This window comes from Acinetobacter sp. CAU_H_60, assembly GCF_058599385.1.
Genome location: NZ_CM178653.1, coordinates 1,272,145 through 1,288,702 on the forward strand (window position 1 = coordinate 1,272,145; position 16,558 = coordinate 1,288,702).

Below are 16,558 nucleotides of genomic sequence, written 5' to 3' on the forward strand. Positions count from 1 at the left end.
ATACATTCTGGATTAAGTACACCGCTTATGGACACTAGAGTTTTATATCTTACGGCTATTATTATTGCCGCAATAAGTGGTGGTTATTACTATTACAGCGGTAAGGGCAACAAGTTGCAGACTGATTCTGCACGTAGCATGACCTATTCTGCAAATAATATTAACTTAACCCAAACTGATGAAAAGGGCATGTTGTCTGTTCGTGCCCAGGTCGACCAGCTTGAACAAAACCTGCAGCTAGAGACTTCGAGTCTCAAAAATCTGCAGGCAACGACCTATAAAGACGGTCAGGTTGATGCAACATTCTTTGCCAAACAGGGCAACGGTTATGATGACAATACAAAAGTTGTACTTTCTCAAGAAGTGCTGGCGACCAAGATCATGCAAAATGGAAAAATGCAGTTCCGCACCGAGGAGCTGACGGCTTTTCCGAAAACACGTGAAATTGAAACCGATAAAACTGTCATTGTTGAATCTCCACAGGCTGAATTTATCAGTCAGGGCCTAAAAGCCAATCTTAATGATGGTCAATACGAATTCTTTAATATTCGAGGAAAGTATGAACCAAATTCCTAGAGCTAAAATGATGAACACTTTCCTTAAGCGCGCTGCGTTGTTAAGTCTGGTTGCATTGGGTTCAGCCACTGCGTTTGCATTGCCATCTGATCGTAACCAGCCGATTACCTTATTAGCTGACCGTGCGACTTTTAATGAGCGTACTGGAGTCACCACTTATTCGGGTAATGTCATCATTGAACAGGGCACCATGAAATTGCAGGCCAATTCAATTGTGGCGAATCTGAATAATAAAAAACAGATTAGCCTGATTACGGCAACAGGTAGCCCGGCTCAATTTCAGCAGAAAGTTGATCCTGCCAAAGGTTTGGCCAAAGGTCAGGCACAGAAAATTGTCTATAATGCGGAAACCGGGATTATTACATTGTCTGGAAATGCCTACTTGCAGCAAGATGGCGCTAGTATCCGTGGTAATACGCTGAAATACAGCATGAATAAAGGCGATATTGAAGCAACAGGTACACCAAATAAAACCGGTTCAGCAGCAGGTCGTGTACAAATCGTGATTCCGCCTTCATCTTCGAAATCCTTCCCGGGAGCACGTGATTAATGGCACAGACGCATCAGGTTCAAACTTTAACCATTAAGCATCTGGCGAAAAATTATAGTAAACGCTGGGTAGTCAAGGACGTTTCCTTCAGTATGGAAAGTGGGCAGATTGTTGGGCTTTTAGGGCCTAATGGTGCAGGTAAAACTACCAGTTTCTATATGGTGGTGGGTCTGGTGCGTATGGACAAGGGTGAAATCCATCTGGATGATCTCGATTTGTCTGACTTGGCGATGCATGAACGTGCGCGTAAAGGTATTGGCTATTTACCTCAGGAAGCTTCTATTTTTAGAAAACTAACCATTTCTGAAAATATTATGGCGATTCTGGAAACCCGTAAGGATTTAAGCAAAGCTCAGCGTCAGCAACGTCTGGCTGAATTACTGGCAGACTTTAAAATTACCCATATTAAAGATTCATTGGGTATGAGTGTATCAGGTGGTGAGCGCCGTCGTGCTGAAATTGCTCGTGCGCTGGCGGCTGATCCGAAATTCATGTTACTGGATGAACCTTTTGCCGGGGTTGACCCGATTTCAGTGGGTGATATTAAAGATATTATTACGACGCTGAAAGATCGTGGAATTGGTGTATTGATTACCGATCATAACGTTCGTGAAACTCTAGCCATCTGTGAACATGCCTATATTGTCAGCGAAGGTTCAGTCATTGCTGAAGGCACGGCACAAGAAATTCTGGCCAATGAAACGGTACGTAAAGTTTATCTGGGTGATGACTTTACTGTATAGAAAATTTTCATTATCAGAAAAACCCGCATTAAGACTTTAGTCGTCAAATGCGGGTTTTTTTTACTTAACTTAAGACGAAAAAGCTATCTTTTTGTATGATTTGATATATTGTTAGGCTAAAACACGAAACATTCATTATTATGCAATTTAGGGTGCAGCACTTAAAAAATGTTCAGGGGATAATAGATAAAAATAAGGGGATATGGATCATTCTTCTTTTCCCTTTATCTGTGCCATTCGTACATGCAGAAAATTCACAGAATTATTTTAATAATATTAAAAGTGGGTTAGGAAAACTGATTGCTCCAGAGCCAACGCGATCAGCGCAGACGATTGATATTAGCTCACTGAGTCAGTACTCACTGGATACCTCAAAAGTAGCCGAACTGCCACAGATTAGTCGGCCGCAGCAGGGACAATCTTCAATTCGACCTATAAATGCTGGTATTCCTGCAAAAATGAGTCTGATTGAGGCGGTTCATACTGCAGTTCAGCGTCGTCCGGAAATTGCCCAGAGTATTTCGTCTTTATCTGCACAGGCCGCCAATATTGATGTGGCCAAAGCAGCGTATTATCCGCAGTTATCTGGCGGTGTGGGTACCGGAGATTTGACCTCAGGTGAACGTGGACGTCAGGTGGTTTCTCTGAATGCAACCCAGATGCTATATGACTTTGGCAAGATTAAAACCAATGTCAGTGTTGAAGAGGCGAGACTGGCAGAAGATCAGGCAAGAGTATTGGTAAGTCTGGATCAGGTCGCACTGGAAGTAGCTGATGCTATTGTCAATGTCAAACGCTATCAGGAAATTACCAAGATTGCCGAACAGCAGATTCAGGGCATCGCACGGATTGCAGAAATTGCCAATTTACGTGCCCGCGCCGGGATTAGCACACAGGCCGATCCGGTTCAGGCGCAGTCGAATCTGGAAGCTGCACAATCTAACCTGATCGTGCAACAGACCCAGTTGAGACAATATCAGCAACGTCTGCGAACTTTATTGGGATTTGATGTCTCTGCAATTCAATGGGAAATTCCAGATCGTATCGTAACCCAGGCCGATCTTTATCAGGATCCTGAATTTACCCAGATTCCAAGCATGATCTTGGCACATTCAGGGGTAGATGTAGCCCGATTGCAAAAAGATCAGGCCCGTTTAAGCCGTTATCCGACCATTAATCTGAAAGGTAGCTTAAGTCAGGCGGTTAATGGTCGAAATCCGAATAATAATGAAGATGATGGCTTTTATAATTCAATTATGATTGAAGCCAGCAGTAATTTTTATCAGGGAGGCGCTGTTCGGTCTCAGGCACGTGCTGCCAGTTATGCCGAAGAAGCGGCACGCGCACAGGTCAATACGGTCTATCTGGATGTGCTGGATCAGGTTCGCTTAATCCGGGAACAGATTGAAAATAAACAAAGACAAATGAATGTCCTGGCTCAGCGCCGTGAAACCACGGTACGAACCAAAGAGCTATATCAAGAACAATATAAATTGGGCACACGGACTGTAGTGGATTTATTGAATGCAGAACAGGCGATTCACAGCGCAGCACAGGAAATTGAATCAGCGCGCTATGACATCTATTCGGCGATTGTGCAATACATTCAGGTGACAGGTCGTACACGGGATATTTACGCGCTTAACCGTATTTCTATTCAAGGGTTTGAAGTTCAGCCATGAGTACTACAATAAATTATCAGCCGTGGCTTCAGGCAGTTTTGAATATTGCCAAGCATTATCGGATTGAACCATCTGAGGAGCGGATTCGTCTGCAACTAGACTGGAACCAGCATCATGACATTGATGAAATGCTCAAGATCGTTAGCCGTCAAATGGGCTTGAATGTCCGCAAAAATAAATTCGATAGCAGTTTGCTGAATCCCTGGCGTTTGCCCTTACTGGTTGAATTTGATAGTGGAGATGTCGGTGTTATTGAACGTATCGACACACAAGGCAATGTCAGTGTACAACTGAGTGGAGATGCCGGTTTATCACAAAGTTTTACCATCGAGCAGTTAGAGGCTGGTGCGAAGCATGTTTATATCCTGCGACCAGAGTCTTCTGTACCGGATGCGCGTGTCGACGAATATATCAAGCCCTTTGAGAAAAACTGGTTCTGGTCAATTGTTTTAAAAGACTGGAAACGCTATATCGATGTAATGTTTGCCTCTTTGATCGCCAATATTCTGGCTTTGGCGACGATTGTATTCTCGATGAACGTTTATGACCGTGTCATTCCTTCACAATCGATTCCTACTTTGTGGGTGTTGGCCGGTGGTGTACTGATTGCGGCTATTTTCGAGTTTGTATTACGAGTCTCCCGTATTTATCTTTCAGACATTATTGGTAAACGGGCTGACCTGAAAATTTCTGACCGGGTATTTGGTCATTCCTTAAGAATTAAAAACAGTGAGCGTTCCAAATCAACCGGAACGTTTATTTCACAGATTCGTGAACTTGAAGGTGTGCGTGAACTGGTCACTTCCACTACCGTGACGGCAATTGCAGATTTACCATTCTTCTTCCTGTTCCTGGGAATCTTCTGGATTATTGGCGGCAACCTGTTCTGGGTCATGCTACTGGTAGTACCACTCATGATTCTTCCGGGAATTCTGGCACAGAAAAAACTGGCCAAGCTGGCACAGTTGGGAATGCGTGAATCTGCAATCCGTAATGCTTTATTAGTTGAAGCCGTACAGGGTATTGAAGATATCAAGCTGTTAAGAGCTGAAACCCGCTTCCAGAACCAATGGAATCATATGAATGAGGTCTCTGCCGATGTCAGCATGCAACAACGTAAAATTGTTGGCTTAATGACAGCATGGACCCAAAAAATTCAGGGTTTAACCTTTGCCATTGTGGTCTTGGTGGGTGCATTTGCAGTGATGGATGGTGAGATGACCACAGGTGCTTTAGTTGCCTGTTCGATTTTATCATCACGGATGCTGGCACCTATTTCACAAATTACCGGTGTCTTGGGCCGTTTACAGCAAGCCAAAGTTGCCAAGGGCGGTCTGGATGAGTTGATGAAAAAATCGGTGGATCAGCCGGACTATTCACATCTGATTCACCGTCCTGTATTGGATGGTCATTATGACTTGAGTGGCGTGGTGTTCAAATATGGCGATGATGATCCCAAACCGAGTCTGGTCATTCCAAAACTCGAAATCAAGCCCGGTGAAAAAATTGCAATTCTGGGTCGTAACGGTGCTGGTAAATCGACGCTGTTGCAACTGTTGTCGGGTATGCAAACCCCAGCACAAGGTAAGGTCAAACTGGATGGTATTGATCTGACCCTGATAGATCCTTCAGATGTACGCCGTGATATGGGCTTGCTCAATCAGAATTCACAACTCTTTTACGGTAGTATTCGTGAAAACCTGACTTTGGGTGCACCGCTCGCTACGGATCAACAGATTCTGGAAGCCTTGCAAATCACCGGTGCACTTAACTTTGTTCAGGAGAAAAAAGAAGGTCTGGATCATATTATTCTGGAAGGTGGAGTGGGCTTCTCGGGTGGACAGCGTCAAGCCTTGTTACTGGCAAGGCTCCTGATCCGCCAGCCGAAAATTTTGTTGCTAGATGAGCCAACTGCAGCGATTGATGATGTTTCAGAAAAACAGTTAATAGATCATCTGAAAGGGTATCTGGCACATCGTACACTGGTGGTAGCAACGCATCGTCGCGCTGTACTAGAGTTAGTTGACCGTATTCTTGTGGTCAATGATGGCAAAATTGTCATGGATGGTCCACGAGATCAAATATTAAATCAGTCACAGGTAGGAACTAAACGGGTCGTGGGAGCAAGCGCATGAGTGAACCACATACATTAACGCGTTCAAACAAAGTGAGCTTTCAGGAACCACCATTACCTAAATCCAGTCTGATTATCTGGATTGTGGGCATTGGTTTGTTAATACTGCTGACGTGGGCCTGGTTATTTAAACTGGAAGAGGTTTCGACCGGTACGGGTAAAGTCATTCCATCTTCCAAAGAACAAGTGATTCAGTCTCTGGAGGGTGGCATTCTAACCAAGTTAAATGTCAAAGAAGGTGAGATTGTAGAACGTGGTCAAGTCTTGGCACAGCTTGATCCAACCCGATTTGAATCTAATGTCGGTGAATCAGAATCCTTGCTGATCGCTTCACGTGCGACTTCCGCCCGTTTACGTGCAGAAGTGAGTGGTACGCCGTTGTCTTTCCCGGAAGAAGTGCTGAAATATCCGAAACTGGTTAAAGAAGAAACCGCACTGTATCAGTCACGTCGTGCCAATCTGGAAGAATCTCTTGCCGGCTTGCAACAGGCATTGGTACTAGTACAACAGGAACTGGAAATGACCGCGCCATTGGTGGCTAAAGGGGCAGCCAGTGAAGTTGAAGTTTTACGGCTGAAGCGTGAAGCCAATGATTTGCGTAACCAGATGAATGATATTCGCAACCAATATTATGTGAAAGCACGGGAAGAATTGTCCAAAGCCAATACTGATGTAGAAACCCAGCAACAGGTGGTACGCGGCAAGTCAGATACCTTGAACCGGACCATTTTTAAATCACCAGTTCGTGGCGTGGTCAAAGAAATTGATGTCATGACTTTGGGTGGTGTGGTTCCGCAAAATGGCAAGCTGATGACCATCGTCCCTCTGGATGAAAAATTACTGGTTGAAGCCCGAATTTCACCACGTGATATTGCCTTTATCCGACCTGATCAGGAAGCACTGGTTAAAATTACGGCCTATGATTACTCGATTTATGGTGGTCTAAAAGGCAAAGTGACCGTGATTTCGCCAGATACCTTGCGAGATGAAGTCAAACAGGATCAGTTCTATTATCGGGTGTATATTCGTACCGATAGTGACAAATTGAGAAACGCCGCCGGGCAGGAGTTCAATATCACACCAGGTATGGTGGCTTCCGTCGATATTCGTACCGGAGCAAAAACGGTAATGGACTATCTCATCAAGCCATTCAATAAAGCTAAAGAAGCATTGCGTGAACGTTAAATTTAAAAGTAATTAATAAAATTAAATTGAATCAAGCCTCTCTATACGAGAGGCTTTTTCTTTGCCACATCAAAACAGGTATACTGCACAGGTGAAATTTGAATGCCTGAAGTTATGCCATTTACTATTGCCAGCCTTGTTAGTTTTGAGGAAGACATCAAAAAAAGCCGATTTCAGGCCTTTGCCACACCTGTAGAAAATGAACAGGATGTGAAGGATTTTCTGGAGGCCTATCGTGATCCGACCACCACTCATCAATGCTGGGCCTGGAAAATCGGTCATCATGTACGTTTTAATGATGATGGTGAGCCATCGGGTACAGCAGGCCGACCGATCCTCGCGACCATTGAAGGCAATGAGCTAACCAATGTACTAGTACTGGTGAATCGCTGGTATGGCGGTATTAAATTAGGCACCGGTGGACTGGTCCGTGCCTATGGTGGCTGTGCTGGACAATGTTTGTTATTAGCTGAAAAAATTGAGCTGATTGAAAAGAAAAAGGTCGAATTTGCTTGCCAGTTTAATGAGTGGGCGATTTTTCAGTATGAGCTGAATCAGCAGCAGATTGATTATCAGGAAGAATATACTTCTGAAGGTGTACAGGTTCAGGCACAAATTCAGAAACATCAGATTGAACCTTTTGCGTTGAAGATTCAGGATGTTACTCGCGGACGTGAACAGTTAAAAATTATAGAAGAAGCCACAGATGACTGAACCAGATCCATTACTGAAATATCGTGAGCAGCATAAGCACCGTCTAAATTATATGCCTTGGCTATATTGGTCCTTAAAACCGAAGAATCGTGGTTGGGCTGAGGCTTGGCAAAAAGAATATCAGACCTATCTGATGGAGATGGAAACAGTCGAAATTGGCGAAAACTGTTTTATTTCGCCGTTGGCACATATCTTCGCTGAGCCGGGACGTAAAATTATTATCGGGGACAATACCTTTATTGCGGCAGATTGTACGCTACATGGTCCTTTGGAGATAGGGAGCGAAGTCGCAATCAATCATCACTGTATTCTGGATGGTGGTCGGGTAGGGATTAAATTGCATGATCAGGTACGCATCGCAGCTTATTGTCATATTTATGCCTTTGATCATGGAATGGAACTGGATCAACCGATTTATCAGCAGCCGGTCAGCTCCAAAGGAATTGAGATTGGCCGGGATGTCTGGCTAGGTGCCCATGTCGGCATTAAAGATGGGGTGAAAATTGCCGATCAGGCGATTATAGGTATGAATAGCATGGTCACGAAGGATATTGAAGCGCGTGCAATTGTCGCCGGAAATCCGGCAAAATTGATTCGATATCGGGATTAAAACAGTGAAATAGAGGCTTGGAAAAAGGATTTATATCAAGTGCTTAATATTCGGTAAGGGTCTTAGAACATCACATAAAAGTTAACATATTTCAATTCAAGCCTTACAGATTTCAGTGCACATTTACTAATGCTTGTGCTAAGTTAAAAATAACTAAGAAATTTTTATTATAAAAGAGAGGCTGAACATGAAACGTGTCATTGCCTGCATAGACTCCTCACCATGCACGAACGCGCTTGCAGATGCGGCTGCATGGATTGCCAAACAGACCGGCCGTGAACTGGTTTTATTACAGGTTCTGGATTATTACCCGGCCAGTTATCATCTTGGGGAAATTAGTGGTGTGATTGGCTTTGAAAGCAATGCCATGTTGCTTAAAGAACTGGCTGAGCTGGAACAGAAGCAAAGTGAAATCGCGCTTAGTTATAGCAATAATCTGCTCCAGCACATTTCGGATCGTATCTTTAAAGATTATGGCATCCGCACCACGCATATTCAGGAAAAGGGTGATTTTCTAGAACAAAGTTTTCAGATTCTAAAACCTGATGATATTGCAGTCATCGGACTACTCGGTGAGCGTTCTGCCGAAAAAAACAAGCCAATCGGCACCAATGTAGAAAACTTTATTCGTGGTGCTAACTGTACAGTGATGACTGTAGGGGAACACTTCAGACCACCGACACGTTTTATCTTTGCTTATGAGTATTCACCGACCTGTGTGAAGATGATGAAACGTATTGCAGAAAGTGATTTATTAAGACAATTACAATGTCATCTGCTTTATATCGGGGATCATGTGGAAATCCTGAATGAGCCTCTGCAATATTTGACAGAAGCAGGACTAGAGGTCGTGCCAGAATACCGTTACGGAGAAGTGGCTGAGAATATCCTGTCTTATCAGCAGGAACATGGGATTCAGTTAATTGTCTTGGGAGCATTCAGTCATAGCAAAATCCACCAGTTCTTCTTGGGTAGTATTGCGACAACGATTTTCCGAAATTCTAAAGTGCCATTATTGGTAGCGAAGTAGAAAGAAGGTGATAAAACCGGCATAGATGTATTTTTTGATAAATTGTTACAGCTTGAATTAAAAATAACCAGAGTTATCCTCATATATTGTGGATAACTCTGTGGTTACATTCTGTAAGATGATGTTATTTATCAGGAATACTTTATTGGCTGATTTTTGTTCTAGTCGTATTATTTGACAATTGCGAGTGCAAAACCATCATGGCCTTTGCTACCGACGGTCTGTAAAGCAGTACAAGACAAGATACGTGGATGATTTTCCAGCGCTTTAAACATGTCACGAATGCCTTCAATACTTGGTTTTTTATTGTCCGGATTGATGATATCACCGGCACGAATCACATTGTCCAAGAAGATAATGGTGCCGGAGTGAGAAAGGTTTAAGCTCAGCTCCAGATATTCAGGATAGCTTTGCTTATCAGCATCAATAAAAATAAAGTCGAAGGCCTCAGTATCTTGAGGCAGGGCACGAAGCACATCTGCAGCACGGCCACATTTCAGCTCAACTTTCTGTTTTAACTGTGCACGATCAATATTTTCCTGTCCCATGGCAGCATGCGTTTCACGGCCTTCAATGGTCAGGATATAACCGTCTTCAGGCAGGGCACGAGCTAGCCACATGGTGCTATATGCAGCAAAAGTTCCTAGTTCCAGTATACGCTTGCACTTATTCATCTGGATCAGCATTTGCAGCAGCATGCCCTGATTCGGCGCAACAGCCAGATGATCTGGAAAACCATGTGCAGCAGTATTTTCAAGAGTCTGATTCAGGATAGGATCTTCAGGAATTAAATGTGAATCAATGTAGCGGTCAATATCTGTCCACATTTGTTGCATAGTACTCGCACCTTTGTTGTGATGCGTGCATTTTAAACTTTTCCAGGCACAGCGCAATTTATTGTTCTATATTCGCTGGTTTTTTAGGCTATACAAAGCCAAAAGCTGGCTTTGTATAGCAAATGAAATGACTTAGTAATTACACATTGATGAGCGACGGCTTAAATCTGGGCCCCAGGTACGATAACCTTGAGTATCAATATGGATTTGGCCAGAGGCATATAAACCGAGCCCCATATTCAGGCTTTGTCCATGCTGTAACCAGAACTGGCACAGTTTGAACTTGGTATTTTCAATCGCTGCATAATCCTGAGCCTGTGGGTACTCAGGTCCGATCCGAAAATCAATTGCCGAGTTAAACAGGTGACGTGAAGAATTGGCTCCACCGGCACACTGGTTCAAAGGCAGGTCACGATAAACCGAAGTGACTTCAAAATCAGTCAGCACATTAGCTGCAACCAGATATTTAAAGACACGTAAAGTAGGCACCTGATTTGACCAGAGCTCACGGCTTGGAATCATGTATTGCGATCGACCACATTTGGCCCAATCCCGTGCAGTACGCATCAGCTCAAAACTTGGGATAATATTTCCGACCCCTTGCTGGGCCAAAAAGTTTTCATATTCACGTACAAGAGACAGGTTATTTAGTGCCGATACCCAGTGAGTATAGACATAAGGAACCGGTTTAGGCTGTGGTTTATGATTGTACTGGACTCGTTCTTCTGGGATATAAATCCTTTTATCTGGAGTTACTTTACCAGACTGTTTTGTGGTGGCACATCCTACAAAGACAAGCGGGATTATACAAACACTCAATAACCCCTTTATTAAATGCTTCATTGATAGCAATTCAGATATTTTAAAATAGCGCTATTTTAGTCCACTTTTACGGAGAAAATCAGGATAAATTGCAATGAAATGTGTGGATGAGGTATAAAAAAAGACCAGTCTATGCTGGTCTTTTTTTAAGATTTGAAAAATTATTTTTCAAGATATTGTAATTTATCAGTTTTACCATTCCACTCTTCACGGTCAGCAGGTTGCTCACCAATTTGAGTGATGTTCGGCCATTTCTGAGACAGTTCAGCATTCAGTTCGATAAAGACTTCTTGGCCTTCCGGTAACTCATCTTCAGAGAAAATTGCATTTGCAGGACATTCAGGCTCACATAACGCGCAGTCGATACACTCGTCCGGGTTAATCACAAGGAAGTTAGGACCTTCATAGAAACAGTCTACAGGGCAAACTTCAACACAGTCTTGATATTTACATTTAATACAATTTTCAGTGACAACGAAGGTCATGGCGACAGCTACCTAAAAAATATGGTTCTAATGACGAATACCGTATTTTAGGCAAAAATAGAGGGAACAAACAATTCCTTTTATTGATATTTGTTATATATAGGGCTGTTAAATTTGAAAAAACTGCGATGATTTGATGAAAGGCTTAGGGAATGAGAATCATCATCAGCTAAGCCCTATACAAGATAGGGCTTAGGAGAGATTTTAACTTGGCTGTTTCATGAGATCTTTGAGCGCATATAGCTGCTGTAATGCTTCACGTGGGCTCAGGTTATCAACATCAATGTCTTCTAATAACTCAAGTGCTGCTGAAGGCTTTTCAATCTCGATGACCTTTTCAATAATTTCCGGCATCGCAAACAGGTCATGCTGTGGACTTTGCGGTTTAGCCTGATGTTGCTTTTCCAGAATCTTCAAACGATGTTGGGCTTCTTTAATTACAGCCGCAGGAATACCTGCCAGTTTAGCCACCTGTAAACCATGACTCTGACTAGCTGGACCATGTTGGACTTTATGCAGCAGAATCAGGTTGCCATTTAGTTCTTTGGCTGTGACATGGTAGTTATCAATGCCTGATTCTTTATCCAGTTCGGTCAGCTCAAAATAATGCGTTGCGAACAGGCATAAACATTGAATGCGTTTAGTCAGATCAAGCACACAAGCCCAAGCCAATGACAGCCCGTCATAGGTACTGGTTCCACGTCCGACTTCATCCATCAGGACTAGCGACTGGCTGGTAGCATGATGCAGAATTTGCGAAGTTTCCGTCATTTCGACCATAAAAGTTGATTTACCAGTCGACAAATCATCTGCAGAGCCAATCCGGGTAAAAATCCGGTCAATTGGCCCCAGTGTTGTCGATTGTGCTGGCACATAACTACCACAATAAGCCAGTAGGGCAATCAGGGCGGTCTGGCGCATAAAGGTGGATTTACCACCCATATTTGGACCGGTAATGATGGCCATACGATGCTGATAATCCAGCTGGGTATCATTTGGAGTAAAGGCAGCCTTGCTTAAGGCTTCCACCACAGGATGACGACCGGCAACGATTTTCACACCAATTTCAGGACTGAATTTTGGTCGTGCCCAATTGCGTAAACGTGCCTGATGCGCAAAGTTTGCCAACAGATCGATCTGGGCAATCGCACTGCTCATCATCTGTAGATTGCCAATATCCTGACGCAGTTCATCCAGCAACATTTCGAACAGCATTTTCTCACGAGCAAGCGCACGGGATTCGCTTGACAGTACTTTATCTTCAAAAGCTTTTAGTTCAGGTGTGATATAACGCTCAGCATTTTTCAGTGTCTGACGACGGATATAATGCTCAGGAGCCTGTTCGGCTTGGGCACGGGTCAATTCGATATAGTACCCACTAACACGGTTGTAGCCGATTTTCAGGGCAGGAATACCGCTTTGCTCACGTTCCTTAATTTCCAGATCAATCAGGAACTGTCCGGCATGATCACGGATTTTACGCAGCTCATCCAGCTCGCTATCGAAACCTTCTGCAATGACATTGCCATCACGTAGCAATACCGGTGGATTTTCAACAATAGCTGACATCAGGCGCTGATGCAGGCCATGAAAATCGCCCAGTTCTTGATTCAGCTGCTGTAATAATTTCGAATTCTGCTGACTTAACAGTGGTTGTAACGCATGGCGTAAAAATGGAATCTGTGCACAGGCCTGACGTAATTGAACCAGATCGCGTGGACGCGCACTGCCGAGAGCAATACGGCTGAGTACACGTTCAATATCACTGATTTCTTTTAAGACCAGACGGACTGGCGATTCATGGAAACCTTCAAGCAATGCCTGTGTCGCATCCAGTCGCTCATCCAGTATGGCAGTATCACGAAGCGGTTGCATCAAGGTTCGGCTAAGCAGACGGCCACCCATAGCGGTCTGGCAGTCATTGATCAACTGGAACAATGAAGTGCCATGTTCAAATAAAGGCTCAATCAATTCGAGGTTGCGACGGGTGACTGGATCTAGTGCAATAAAGTCTGAACTTTGTTCCAGTTGAATGGTTCGGATATGCGGTAAAGCCGTTTTCTGGGTTTCTTTAGCATAATGAATCAATGCAGCCGCAGCAGCTTTGGCCAAGGGCAGATGATCAATTCCGAAACCTGAAAGTGTGCTTACTGCAAACTGGTCGCATAATGTCTTCTGAGCATTGTTCTGGTTGAAGTCAACATTCGGACGTTTACTGATTGGAACATCTAGTTGTTGTTTTAAGTGTTCTATCAGTGCCTGATCTTGCAGATTTTCATCCACCACAATTTCGCTTGGCATCAGGCGTGCCAACTCAATGGCTAACTGACTTAAGTCATAATCGATTTGCTGGACTTTAAATAAACCGGCACTCAGGTCGAGAAGTGCAATTCCGATTTGTTGCTGGTGAACACACAGAGCAACCAAGTTGGAGGTTTGATGCGCACCTAATAAGGCATCATCGGTTAAGGTTCCAGGGGTGATAATTCGGACGACCCCACGTTCAACTGGACCTTTACCAGTCACTTCACCGATCTGCTCGCAGATCACCACCGTTTCGCCTTTTTTCACCAGACGAGCCAGATAGCCTTCAGCGGCATGGAAAGGTACACCGGCCATGGGAATTGGCTGGCCATTGGCTTTACCGCGATGGGTCAGGGTAATGCCTAAAATCTTGGCTGCCTTATGGGCATCTTCAAAGAACAGTTCATAGAAATCACCCATGCGATAAAACATTAATGAGTGTGGATGCTGCATTTTGACCGACATGTACTGCTGCATCATGGGCGTTAAGCTAGAGAGATCAGCCACAAGTTCTGAACTGGTCATTAAGAAAAAATCCTTTAAATATATAAAGCCAAACCTGAATCTTTTTCCGGAACATTATCCTCGGAAAACCTGGAAAATAGCCTAAGCTAAAATCCTGTAAAGACCGGTTTGAATGTCAAAAATAATTGCTCCAAGTCTAACAAATTTAATTTTTAGAAAGAAATATAAATCCGCAGGAATCTGTATTTGGACGGACTTAGTCGATATAAAGCATAAAAGGGTATTGATACATGGGTTGCCCATAAAAAAGCCACCGATTGGCAGCTTTTTTTATATCTTTCATCAAAATTTAATCAGGGTCATACAATCCTAAGTCGACCAGATGTAATCTGAGAAGGCGGCGGAGTTCCAGTACAGCTTCAGGCGTTTCCTGAATCGAATGTCCACCTTTGATGATCTCTTCAGAGAGTGCGCCGTCCAGTCGGGCACTTTGATACGGTACGACATCATCTGTCATGATAGCTTTGTCTTGACTGTCCATAGTATTCCCCATGATGTTATGGAATTTAAAGCCCCGAAATGGCACCACATCACGTGTCAGCGCATTAAACTTGGAGTTTTTAGACAGGTCACTCGGGCCATTTTGAATCATGTCATGGCCAATTTCCTTGAGAAAATCATCCAGTCCGATGTCGCCTTGTAGCGTGTCGGCAAATGCTCCGAGAAAGGCACCAGGCAATTTAATAATTTTACGTGCCGCCAGCGTAAACCAGCGATCAGCATAATCAGTACCGCGATGTGGGGCTGCCAGGAAAATAGCCCGACTGAAATTAGGTACAGGTTTGATATCCAGACGTGCTTTAAATAAGGGATTATTGCGGAAGCGTTCGATACGACGATTATTCAGCAGCTCTTCCGTGCGTGGAATCAGATTGGCATCACTGACCAGAAGACGGGCAATCACACCCCCCATACTGTGTCCGACCAGTACAGCATCTTTCTTGGCGGGATCGTTGGGTTTATTCAATTTGAAAGCTTGCTGAATTAGTGCATTAATCTGATAGCGGCTTTCCAGAATTGGCATATTGGTCGAATAAAATACCTGCCATACCTGGAAGTTTTCGCGCAGTACCGGATCACCCATCACATCGTTGGTTAAACGAATCCAGGCTTCCGGGCTGCTGGCCAGACCATGAATCAGCACAATGACTTTTTTCTTAGGATTATAAGGTTCCAGCATATACAGATGCGGCATGGTCAGGTTGTCATCACGATCAATCAGCACCAAATAAGCTGATCGTCCGAGATTGTTTTCAGCCAGCCACAAGCCATAAGGGGCCGAGAAATTGGCTGCCAGAGAATACTGTTTACCGGCGACAGTAACTTTTTCATGTTTGTACGGGTCGTATAACTTAAGGTGAAATTCCGGGCTGTTAATGATCTGTTCTACACTGTTGCCAGACTTTGGAATGGCAGTAATGGTCGTGGCCAAGTAGCGTGCAGCGTGAATATTCGGATTACGGCCTTCCTGATACTGATATTTGAGAGGATCGACAATATATTTTTTATTCGGCGTAATGCGTTTTTCTTCAGGCAAAATAACCACAAACTCTGAGCCGAAACCATCACGGCGGGTAATCGAACGCAGCCCGGAAAAGTTCATATTATAAGTAGACATGAGCTTTTCAAAAGACTGGTCTTTAATTTCCGGATAATTTTCAAAATCAACTGAGTAAATGCTATTACCGACCTGAATCTTGCGGCTTACCTCTTTAGAGGGATGACGTTCAGAATAGACGTGAATCAGGTGTGCTATCGCAAGGTTATAGAAGTCACGGATCTGGACCTGACGGTTGTCAAAGATACGATCCTGTGGTGCACGCTGGGTCTTGAACAGGTACGCATAGCTATAGCGGATACTCTGATCCAACATGACCAATTGCTGATCCTGACACTTCTCAATATTCTGTTTTTGTAGCTGCTTTTTTTCTTCAGACTGGGTCTTGGTCAGGAGACTGCTTTTACATCCGGCAGAGTTCCCGAGCTGCAAAGACTTGGCAAGATACAGCTCACTGGCGGTAGACAATAATTCTTCATCCAGAATTTCAGGAATTTGCTTCAGTGCATCTACACAGTTTTGCGGTTGTTCGGTACAGATGCGAGCTTCACGGCCTGTCATGGACAGGACATTCAGACTGGCTTCACTCAGCTTGTCACGGGTAAGGATGCTGTCACGTTCATTACTGATGGTGACATTAATGGCCTGTTCTTTAACGCTGACGACCTGACAGCCGCTCAGGACAGCCCCTAGCAGGATTGAACAGAAAAGGAATGCTTTATTCATTTTATGGTGCATATAGATTCTGGAAGCTCAGTCTAATTGTGTATTAATGTTTTGTATTTTACTGATTTTTTCAAAAAA

General features: G+C 43.8%; 14 protein-coding genes. 9 read left to right on the plus strand and 5 right to left on the minus strand.

Annotated features, from left to right (window positions below):
• Nucleotides 1-27: 27 nt before the first annotated feature.
• The 9 genes from lptC (at nt 28) to AC4MBN_RS05905 (ending at nt 9,224) form a co-directional block, all read left to right on the plus strand.
• Nucleotides 28-576: an LPS export ABC transporter periplasmic protein LptC gene (gene lptC / locus AC4MBN_RS05865; protein ID WP_175967395.1), complete on the plus strand. Its 549-nt coding sequence runs from the start codon at nt 28-30 to the stop codon at nt 574-576.
• Complete coding sequence (lptA, locus tag AC4MBN_RS05870) at nt 560-1,126, plus strand: lipopolysaccharide transport periplasmic protein LptA (RefSeq protein ID WP_004786229.1); 567 nt, start codon at nt 560-562, stop codon at nt 1,124-1,126. The genes lptC and lptA overlap by 17 nt, the downstream gene beginning before the upstream one ends.
• On the plus strand, nt 1,126-1,869 hold the full coding sequence (lptB, locus tag AC4MBN_RS05875) for an LPS export ABC transporter ATP-binding protein (RefSeq protein WP_004786227.1): 744 nt from the start codon (nt 1,126-1,128) through the stop codon (nt 1,867-1,869). Before lptA ends, lptB begins: the two co-directional genes overlap by 1 nt.
• Before the next feature lie 140 nt (nt 1,870-2,009).
• Nucleotides 2,010-3,551 (plus strand): TolC family outer membrane protein, encoded by a 1,542-nt coding sequence (locus AC4MBN_RS05880; protein WP_491880828.1) that lies wholly within the window; start codon nt 2,010-2,012, stop codon nt 3,549-3,551.
• A complete protein-coding gene (locus tag AC4MBN_RS05885) occupies nt 3,548-5,686 on the plus strand; it encodes a type I secretion system permease/ATPase (protein ID WP_491880829.1) in 2,139 nt (712 codons plus the stop codon). Before AC4MBN_RS05880 ends, AC4MBN_RS05885 begins: the two co-directional genes overlap by 4 nt.
• Nucleotides 5,683-6,870 (plus strand): beta-barrel domain-containing protein, encoded by a 1,188-nt coding sequence (locus AC4MBN_RS05890; protein ID WP_491880830.1) that lies wholly within the window; start codon nt 5,683-5,685, stop codon nt 6,868-6,870. Before AC4MBN_RS05885 ends, AC4MBN_RS05890 begins: the two co-directional genes overlap by 4 nt.
• Nucleotides 6,871-6,984: 114 nt before the next feature.
• On the plus strand, nt 6,985-7,584 hold the full coding sequence (locus AC4MBN_RS05895) for an IMPACT family protein (protein WP_491880944.1): 600 nt from the start codon (nt 6,985-6,987) through the stop codon (nt 7,582-7,584).
• Nucleotides 7,577-8,194 carry a DapH/DapD/GlmU-related protein gene (locus tag AC4MBN_RS05900; RefSeq protein ID WP_491880831.1) on the plus strand — a complete coding sequence of 206 codons (618 nt, stop codon included), beginning with the start codon at nt 7,577-7,579 and terminating at the stop codon, nt 8,192-8,194. The genes AC4MBN_RS05895 and AC4MBN_RS05900 overlap by 8 nt, the downstream gene beginning before the upstream one ends.
• A 187-nt stretch (nt 8,195-8,381) precedes the next feature.
• Complete coding sequence (locus AC4MBN_RS05905; protein ID WP_034703837.1) at nt 8,382-9,224, plus strand: universal stress protein; 843 nt, start codon at nt 8,382-8,384, stop codon at nt 9,222-9,224.
• A gap of 170 nt (nt 9,225-9,394) precedes the next feature.
• Here AC4MBN_RS05905 and AC4MBN_RS05910 read toward each other — a convergent pair whose 3' ends face one another.
• The 5 genes from AC4MBN_RS05910 to AC4MBN_RS05930 form a co-directional block, all read right to left on the minus strand.
• Complete coding sequence (locus tag AC4MBN_RS05910; protein ID WP_491880832.1) at nt 9,395-10,060, minus strand: O-methyltransferase; 666 nt, start codon at nt 10,058-10,060, stop codon at nt 9,395-9,397.
• A 132-nt stretch (nt 10,061-10,192) separates the two neighbouring features.
• The gene (locus tag AC4MBN_RS05915) at nt 10,193-10,903 is read right to left on the minus strand and encodes a D-Ala-D-Ala carboxypeptidase family metallohydrolase (protein ID WP_340834324.1); all 711 of its coding nucleotides are present in this window, start codon (nt 10,901-10,903) and stop codon (nt 10,193-10,195) included.
• Nucleotides 10,904-11,043: 140 nt separating this feature from the next.
• Nucleotides 11,044-11,367, minus strand: a complete 324-nt coding sequence (gene fdxA / locus AC4MBN_RS05920; RefSeq protein ID WP_004786212.1) for a ferredoxin FdxA — start codon at nt 11,365-11,367, stop codon at nt 11,044-11,046.
• Nucleotides 11,368-11,571: 204 nt separating this feature from the next.
• Nucleotides 11,572-14,196, minus strand: coding sequence for a DNA mismatch repair protein MutS (gene mutS, locus AC4MBN_RS05925; protein ID WP_491880833.1), 2,625 nt, complete (start codon nt 14,194-14,196; stop codon nt 11,572-11,574).
• 289 nt (nt 14,197-14,485) lie between these two features.
• Entirely contained in the window at nt 14,486-16,492 is a 2,007-nt protein-coding gene (locus AC4MBN_RS05930; protein ID WP_491880834.1) for an esterase/lipase family protein, read from the minus strand.
• Nucleotides 16,493-16,558: the final 66 nt, after the last annotated feature.